The following is a 7,094-nucleotide window of genomic DNA, read 5'->3' on the forward strand; positions in this document are numbered from 1 at the left end:
GGGGCGAACCGGAGCCTGAGGAGCGTCGATGACCGAATCCGCCGTGCGCGGCGAGAGCCTTGCCGACGAGGCCGCCGCACTCGACGCCGCCGACCCGCTCGCCGCGAAACGCGCGGAGTTCGACCTTGACCCGGAAGTCGCCTACTTTGACGGGAATTCCCTTGGCGCACCGCCGAAACACGTCGCGGAGCGGGTGCGCCAGGTGGTGCGCGAGCAGTGGGGGCGGCGGCTGATCCGGTCGTGGACCGAGGGCTGGTGGGAAGCCCCGCAGCGGGTCGGGGAGCGGATCGCGCCGCTGGTCGGGGCCGCTGCCGGACAGGTCGTGGTGGCGGACTCGACGAGTGTGGACCTGTTCAAGGTGCTCGTCGCGGCGGTGCGGGCGAACCCCGGTCGCGACGAGGTCCTGGTCGACGCGGCGACCTTCCCGACCGATGGCTACGTGGCCGACCAGGCGGCTCGGCTCACCGGGCACACCGTGCGACGCGTGCCGGTGGCGGAACTGCCGGGCGCGGTGAGCGAGCGGACCGCCGCGGTGCTCGTCAATCACGTCGATTACGTCAGCGGGCGGCTGCACGACATGCCGTCGGTCACTGACGCCGTACACGCGGTGGGCGCACTCGCGGTGTGGGATCTCTGCCACAGCGTCGGCGCGATTCCGGTTCAGCTGGACGCGTGCGACGTCGACTTCGCGGTGGGCTGTACGTACAAATTCCTCAACGGCGGACCTGGTTCGCCCGCGTTCGTCTATGTGGCACGGCGGCATCAGGCGGACTTCGATCAGCCGCTCGCCGGATGGGCCGGGCACGCGGATCCGTTCGGAATGGAACCGGGATACCGCGGCGGCGCGGGGATCGCACGCGCCCGGGCAGGCACGCCGGACATCCTGTCGATGCTGGCGCTCGACGCCGCGCTGGACGTCTGGGAGGGCGTCGACCTTTCCGTGCTGCGCGCGAAAGGCTTGGCGCTGGGCGATTTCTTTTTCCGGTGCGCGGACGAACTGCTGCCGGGAGCCGACATTCCGACGCCGCGCGAGCACGCGCGCGGGCACCAGGTTTCGGTGCGGGACGCGGGCGGGCAGCAGACGATGAACGCGCTGCACGAACACGGGGTGCTCGGGGATTTCCGGCCGCCGGACGTGCTGCGGTTCGGGCTGGCCCCGCTGTACACGACCTACGCCGAGGTGCTGCGGGCGGTGACTGTGCTGCGCGAGGTGCGCTGAAAAGAATTCGCGCGATATCCGCGCGGATTCGCGCGGATCCGGCCGGATTCGCGGGTCCTGGGTGAACAATCGGTATCGTGCTCGCCCCTTTGGGTGATCGACGGGGGTGCCGCGCGCCGCCCGGCGGGTATGCTTGGTGCTTGTTTTTTCGTGGGCGGAAGCTGATCGGGAAGCGATGCCGCCGCGCGGATCCGGGGCGGAAGGGGCCGAAATGATCGAGACCCGCGGTCGGGAAGTGCCGCTCTCGTATGTCGTGACCCTGCTCGTCGGCGTGGCTCTCGGCTTCCTGCTCGCGCGTTTCGGCGACTTCATCGGGCGCTATCCGGTCGAATCGACGCTGGTAGCGGTGCTGATCGCGGCGGTGGCGGTGCTGGCGTGGGCGTGCCGGGAGATGCTGCAGGATCTGCTCGGCCGCGATCGCCCGGACGGGGCGGAGGAAACCGACCCGGCACCGGTGCCGCGGCTTTCCGCGCACCGGCCGCCGAATGGTGTCCGGCGCTGAATTCCGGAAATCGATCTCGGTTTTCCGTTCTATTCCGCTGTTGCTGCGAAAATGCGCGTAAGTTTCCGGTTGGTTTTCGCGGGCGAGTGGTCGTGACGGACCTCACGCGCCGGAGCCCGGCGGGCGGGCGGCGGAGCCGATGCGACCAAGGTCACGTCCGGTGGTGATCAGTTTTCCAAGCACCGCAGCGGGTTACTAGCAGGTAACAAGAGGATGACGGCAACGCGGGTCCGGACTTGACTCGCCCGTCCGGGTTGCTTACCGTCGTCGCGGGCAACGCAGACCACGGTGAACTGTGATCCGGCTGGTCGGACCGGTGCAAGGAAAACACCGCGGACCCGAATACCATGGCAGGGCCGGAAGGAAAACGGATCACGGTGAAGCAGAATTCCGGGCGAAACGGCCGCGGGTCGTCTATTCGCTCTCGTGTGCTGGCGATCGCGTTGATTCCGAGCGTGGCGTTGCTGGTGGTCGGTATCGCGCTCGCCGGGTACCTGATTTTCGACGCGGCGCAGGCGCGTGGTTACGCGCGGAAGATTCGCGGTTCGGAAGGCCCCGGAATTCCGTTCCTGCTCGCCGCGGAACAGGAACGGCAGCTGTCGATGAGCGTGCTCGCCGGACAGGACGCCGCGCGCGCCGCCCTGCTGGCGACCCGGCCGAAGACGGACGCGTCCGCCGCGCAGATCACCTCCGTGCTGCAGGGCAACTTCGCGAGCGACTCGAACGTGCCCGCGAGCGTCAAGCAGAACATCGCCACGTTCGCCGGGCTGGAAGCGAAACTGCCGCAGCTGCGCCAGCGGGTCGACTCCGGGCAGGTGCCGCGGCTGGAGGTTTTTTCCTTCTACAACCAGATCATCGACCAGTTCACCCAGGGCGTCGCGGGCCTCGCGCAGGCCGCGCGCGGCGCGGACAACGCCTACGCCCGGCTGTCCGCCATCCCGATTTTCACCGCGGCCGAGGAAATGCAGCGCAGCGACGCACTGGCCTCGGCCGGGCTCGCCGCGGGCGGACTGTCCGGCGACGAGCAGCGCGCGTACCTCGGCCAGATCGGCGCGTACCACGCGCAGCTCGAACAGTCGGTGCCGCAGATGGTGCCCGAAGTGCGGGCGAACTACGACAAGCTCGTCTCCAGTCCCGCGTGGACGACCGTGACGCAGGTCGAGAACGCCTTGCTGTCCGGCGCGAAACAGCTTCCGGTGCCGATCGAGCAGTGGCGCACCGACGCCAAGCAGGTCGCCACCACGCTGATGACGATGTTCGCCGCGCAGAGCGCGCACGCGACCAACGCGGCGATCACCGACGCGGACGACACGCTGCGGAACTCGATCATCGCGGGCGCGGCGGCGGTGCTCTTCGCGCTCGCCGTGGTGCTGGTCGCGCTGCGGCTGTCGAAGCGCTTCATCTCCCGGCTCGCCCGGCTGCGCGAGGACACCCTCGACGCGGCCGAGGTGCGGCTGCCGGAACTCGTCGGCCGCGTGCGCGCGGGCGAACCGGTCGACCTCGACGAGGGCGGGCATCTGCTCGACCACGGCACGGACGAGATCGGCGAGGTGGCCGAGGCATTCAACCTGGCGCAGCAGTCCGCGCTCGCCGCCGCGGTCGAAGAGGCCAAGACCCGGCAGGGCACGAAGGCGGTGTTCCTCAACATCGCGCACCGCAGCCAGGTCATCGTGCACCGGCAGCTGAAAGTGCTGGACGCCGCCGAGCGCAAGCAGGAGGACCCGGACCAGCTCGACACGCTGTTCCGCCTCGACCACCTCTCCACTCGCGCGCGGCGCAACGCGGAGAACCTGATCATCCTCGGCGGCGGTCAGCCCGGACGGCAGTGGCGCAATCCGGTGTCGCTGGTGGAACTCGTCCGCGGCGCGGCGGCGGAAACCGAGCACTTCGCGCGCGTGAAGACGGCGAAGCTGCCGGAGGTCGCGGTGCGCGGGCCGGTCGTCGGCGACCTCGTGCACCTGCTCGCCGAGCTGATCGACAACGCGACGTCGTTCTCGCCGCCGGAAGCGCGCGTCGAACTGCGCGGCAACGTGGTCGGCAAGGGCGTCGTGATCGAGGTCGAGGACCAGGGGCTGGGCATCGAGCAGGAACAGGCCGACGAGTTCAACGCGATGCTCGCCGACCCGCCGGACTTCGGGATCATGGCGCTGTCCGACGAACCGCGGCTGGGCCTGTTCGTGGTCGCGCGGCTGGCGTCGCGGCACGGGATCTCGGTGCACCTGCGCGAATCCGCGTACGGCGGGACCCGGGCGATCGTGTTGGTGCGCAAGGATTTGCTCGCGCCGATCAGCGAAACGGAGCCTTCGGCCGCCGAGACGGAATCCGCCGCGGACTCGGACGGGGTGCCGGAGCTTTCCCGGCTCGCGGCGGAGCCGTCGCGGGCTGACCCGCGGCGACCGGAATCGCCGCAACGGAAGCAGGCGCCTCCGGAACCGCAGCAGGCGGAACTGCCGCAGCCGTCGCGGGTCGCACCGGAACCGCGGGTCGCGCCGGAGCAGCAGCGGCCGGAGTTGCCGACCCGCCGCGCGATGCGTCCGGCCGCCGAGGCGCCGCCGGTCCGTCCGCCGCAAAACCGCGAGCAGCGCCCGCCCGCGGACAACGGCCGGGTGCCGCGTCCGGCGGCCGAAAACGGCCGGGCCGCGCCGCCGCGTCCGCCCGGACGTCCTCCGCTGCCGCAGCGGCGCCGGCAGCAGAACCTCGTTCCGCAGCTGCGCAGTGACCGGCCGGCGGCGGAATCCGACGACGTCCGCGAGGATTCGCCGGAGCAGGCCCGCGCCCGGCTCAGCGCCTTCCAACAGGGCACCCGGCGGGCCCGCGAGGCCGATCCCGGGCACGACAACAGGTACGGAGATCGCGACTGATGGCGAACAACGGCGTCAACGAGCTCGACTGGCTGCTCGACGACCTCGTGCAGCGGGTCGCCGGCGCGGACCGCGCGGTGGTGCTGTCCGCGGACGGGTTGCTGATCGGCCGGTCGGGCACTTTGTCCGAGGCGGACGCGGAGCACCTGTCCGCGGTCGCGTCGGCGTTCCAGAGCCTCGCCCGCGGCACCGGACGGCACTTCGGCGGCGGCAACGTGCGCCAGACGATGGTCGAGATGGACCACGCGTTCCTGTTCGTGACCGCGGCCGGCCGGGGCGCCTGCCTCGCGCTGCTGGCCGGGGTCGACGCGGACATGGGGCTCGTGGCCTACGAGATGAACCTGATGGTCAAGCGGGTCGGCGCGGTGCTCACCGCGGCACCGCGGGCCGGAGCGGTCCAGCGGACCTCGCCATGACGGCGAAGGGCCGCGAGTCCTGGTACGAGGACGAGGCCGGTCCGCTGGTGCGGTCCTACGCCGTCACCGGCGGGCGGACCCGGTCCGACACCCGCGGGCTCGACCTCATCACGCTCGTCGTCGCGCTGCGCGCCGCGAGCGAGACGCCCGGCCTCGAACCGGAGTACTCGCGCATTCTTTCCCTGTGCCAGCGCCCGGTTTCGGTCGCCGAGGTGGCCGCGCGGGTCGACCTCCCGCTGCCGGTGGTGAAGGTGCTGCTGAGCGATTTGATAGAACGCAACCTCGTGCTGTTCCGCACCGCGACGCCGGTGACCGACGCCCCCAGCCCCCACGTACTCCAGGCGGTTCTCGATGGCATCCGGAAACTCTGAGCCCCGCCGGTCGCTCACCGCGCAAGCGGTGAAGGTGCTCGTCGCGGGCGGGTTCGGGGTCGGCAAGACGACCCTGGTCGGCTCGGTCAGCGAGGTGCCGCCGCTGCGCACCGAAGAGGTGATCACCGCCGCGTCCGAGGGCGTGGACGACCTGTCCGGCGTCGAAGGCAAAACCACCACGACGGTCGCGCTCGACTTCGGCCGGATCACCATCAACCCCGAACTGATCCTCTACCTGTTCGGCACGCCGGGGCAGGACCGGTTCTGGTTCATGTGGGACGAACTGGCCGACGGCGCGCTCGGCGCGGTGGTGCTGGCGGATACGCGACGGCTTGAATCCTGTTTCCCCGCAGTGGATTTCTTCGAGCAACGCGGGTTGCCGTTCGTGGTCGGGGTGAACTGCTTCGACGACGCTTACCGGTACGGGACCGAGGAAGTCCGCGGGGCGTTGGATCTGGATCCGCAGGTGCCGTTGCTGCTGTGCGACGCGCGGGAGCGGGATTCGACCAAGCAGGTGCTGACTGTGGTGATGGAGCATGCGCTCGGGCGGGCGATGCTCGTGAGTGGCAATCCCGGTTAGCACCGGGATTGCCACTCACGACGTCTTTCAGCGCCGCCGCAGCCCGTCCAGCGCTGCCGCCCCCGGCCCCACCACCGCGATGACCAGGAACACCCACGCGTAGAGCGCGGCGGGTTCGCCCATGTTGTGCAGGGGGAGCAGGCCTTCCGGGGCGTGGACGGTGAAGTAGGCGTAGGCCATGACGCCGGAGAGCACGGTCGCGAAGACGCGGGTGAAGAGGCCGGCGAAGACGAAGAGCGCGCCGACGACCTCGATCAGGGTGGCCCAGTAGCCGGGCCATTGACCGAAGGGAACCGCGCCGCCCGCGTTGTCGATGCCGCCGAAGAGGCCGAAGCCCATCAGGCCGTGACAGAGGAAGAGGAACGACACGACGGCGCGGAAGAGGGCCAGGACGATCGGGCGGGCTCGGTCTGCCAGGGACTTCGTGGCCTCGGTCGTGGTGGCGGCCGCGGTCTTGGGGGCGGTGGTGGTCATTTCGGGTCCCTCCCGGGTGGCTGTGGGGTGCCTTCTGCCTACGCGTCGAACGCGGCCGGCTGGGATCGACACCTCGCCGGGAATTTTCTGAGGCGGTGTTTGGGCTGGTCAGTGCGGCTGGCAGGGTGGGGGGATGGTGGTCAGGCGTAGTGCTGGGGTGTTGGTTTATCGGCGGGGCGCGGGCGGGATCGAGGTGCTGCTCGCGCATATGGGCGGGCCGTTCTGGGCCAAGAAGGATGCGGCCGCTTGGTCGTTGCCCAAAGGGGAGATCGAGGAGGGGGAGGCGGCTGAGGTCGCTGCCCGGCGGGAGTTTGCCGAGGAGCTGGGGGTCTCGGTGCCTCCCGGAGAATGGGTTGCGCTGGGGGAGGTTCGGCAGTCCGGGAAGGTCGTGACCGCTTGGGCGGTGGAGGGGGAGCTTGATCCTGAGGCGGTGGTTCCCGGGGTGTTCGAGATGGAGTGGCCGCCTCGGTCCGGGGTGCTGCGGGAGTTTCCCGAGGTGGATCGGGTGGAGTGGTTTTCGCTGGAGGTGGCTCGGGAGAAGCTGGTCAAGGGGCAGCGGGGGTTTGTGGATCGGCTTGCTGAGTGGTGAGTCGGCTCGTCGCCTGGGGGCGACATTGCCTTTGGGGGCTGGCGTGGGGCACCCCGAAGGTTGATTGTGCTGACGGTTCGGG

At 70.2% G+C, this 7,094-nt stretch carries 8 protein-coding genes; 7 read left to right on the forward strand and 1 reads right to left on the reverse strand.

Annotated features, from left to right (window positions below):
* The first annotated feature begins 28 nt into the window (after positions 1–28).
* From kynU to A4R44_RS14805, 6 genes are all read left to right on the forward strand, one after another.
* Complete coding sequence (gene kynU / locus A4R44_RS14780; RefSeq protein WP_067580327.1) at positions 29–1,219, forward strand: kynureninase; 1,191 nt, start codon at positions 29–31, stop codon at positions 1,217–1,219.
* Positions 1,220–1,430: 211 nt separating this feature from the next.
* On the forward strand, positions 1,431–1,721 hold the full coding sequence (locus A4R44_RS14785; protein WP_157904876.1) for a hypothetical protein: 291 nt from the start codon (positions 1,431–1,433) through the stop codon (positions 1,719–1,721).
* A gap of 377 nt (positions 1,722–2,098) precedes the next feature.
* Entirely contained in the window at positions 2,099–4,582 is a 2,484-nt protein-coding gene (locus tag A4R44_RS14790) for a nitrate- and nitrite sensing domain-containing protein (protein WP_067581208.1), read from the forward strand.
* The gene (locus A4R44_RS14795) at positions 4,582–4,998 is read left to right on the forward strand and encodes a roadblock/LC7 domain-containing protein (protein ID WP_067580331.1); all 417 of its coding nucleotides are present in this window, start codon (positions 4,582–4,584) and stop codon (positions 4,996–4,998) included. The genes A4R44_RS14790 and A4R44_RS14795 overlap by 1 nt, the downstream gene beginning before the upstream one ends.
* Positions 4,995–5,369 (forward strand): DUF742 domain-containing protein, encoded by a 375-nt coding sequence (locus tag A4R44_RS14800; RefSeq protein ID WP_067580332.1) that lies wholly within the window; start codon positions 4,995–4,997, stop codon positions 5,367–5,369. Before A4R44_RS14795 ends, A4R44_RS14800 begins: the two co-directional genes overlap by 4 nt.
* Positions 5,350–5,949: an ATP/GTP-binding protein gene (locus A4R44_RS14805; RefSeq protein ID WP_067580334.1), complete on the forward strand. Its 600-nt coding sequence runs from the start codon at positions 5,350–5,352 to the stop codon at positions 5,947–5,949. The genes A4R44_RS14800 and A4R44_RS14805 overlap by 20 nt, the downstream gene beginning before the upstream one ends.
* Positions 5,950–5,976: 27 nt before the next feature.
* Here A4R44_RS14805 and A4R44_RS14810 read toward each other — a convergent pair whose 3' ends face one another.
* Positions 5,977–6,423 (reverse strand): DoxX family protein, encoded by a 447-nt coding sequence (locus A4R44_RS14810; RefSeq protein WP_067580336.1) that lies wholly within the window; start codon positions 6,421–6,423, stop codon positions 5,977–5,979.
* Positions 6,424–6,556: 133 nt separating this feature from the next.
* Here A4R44_RS14810 and A4R44_RS14815 point away from each other — a divergent pair, with 133 nt between their 5' ends.
* Complete coding sequence (locus A4R44_RS14815; protein ID WP_067580338.1) at positions 6,557–7,012, forward strand: NUDIX domain-containing protein; 456 nt, start codon at positions 6,557–6,559, stop codon at positions 7,010–7,012.
* Positions 7,013–7,094 lie beyond the last annotated feature (82 nt).

Source organism: Amycolatopsis sp. M39 (assembly GCF_001651785.1).
Classification (GTDB): Bacteria; Actinomycetota; Actinomycetes; order Mycobacteriales; family Pseudonocardiaceae; genus Amycolatopsis; species Amycolatopsis rubida.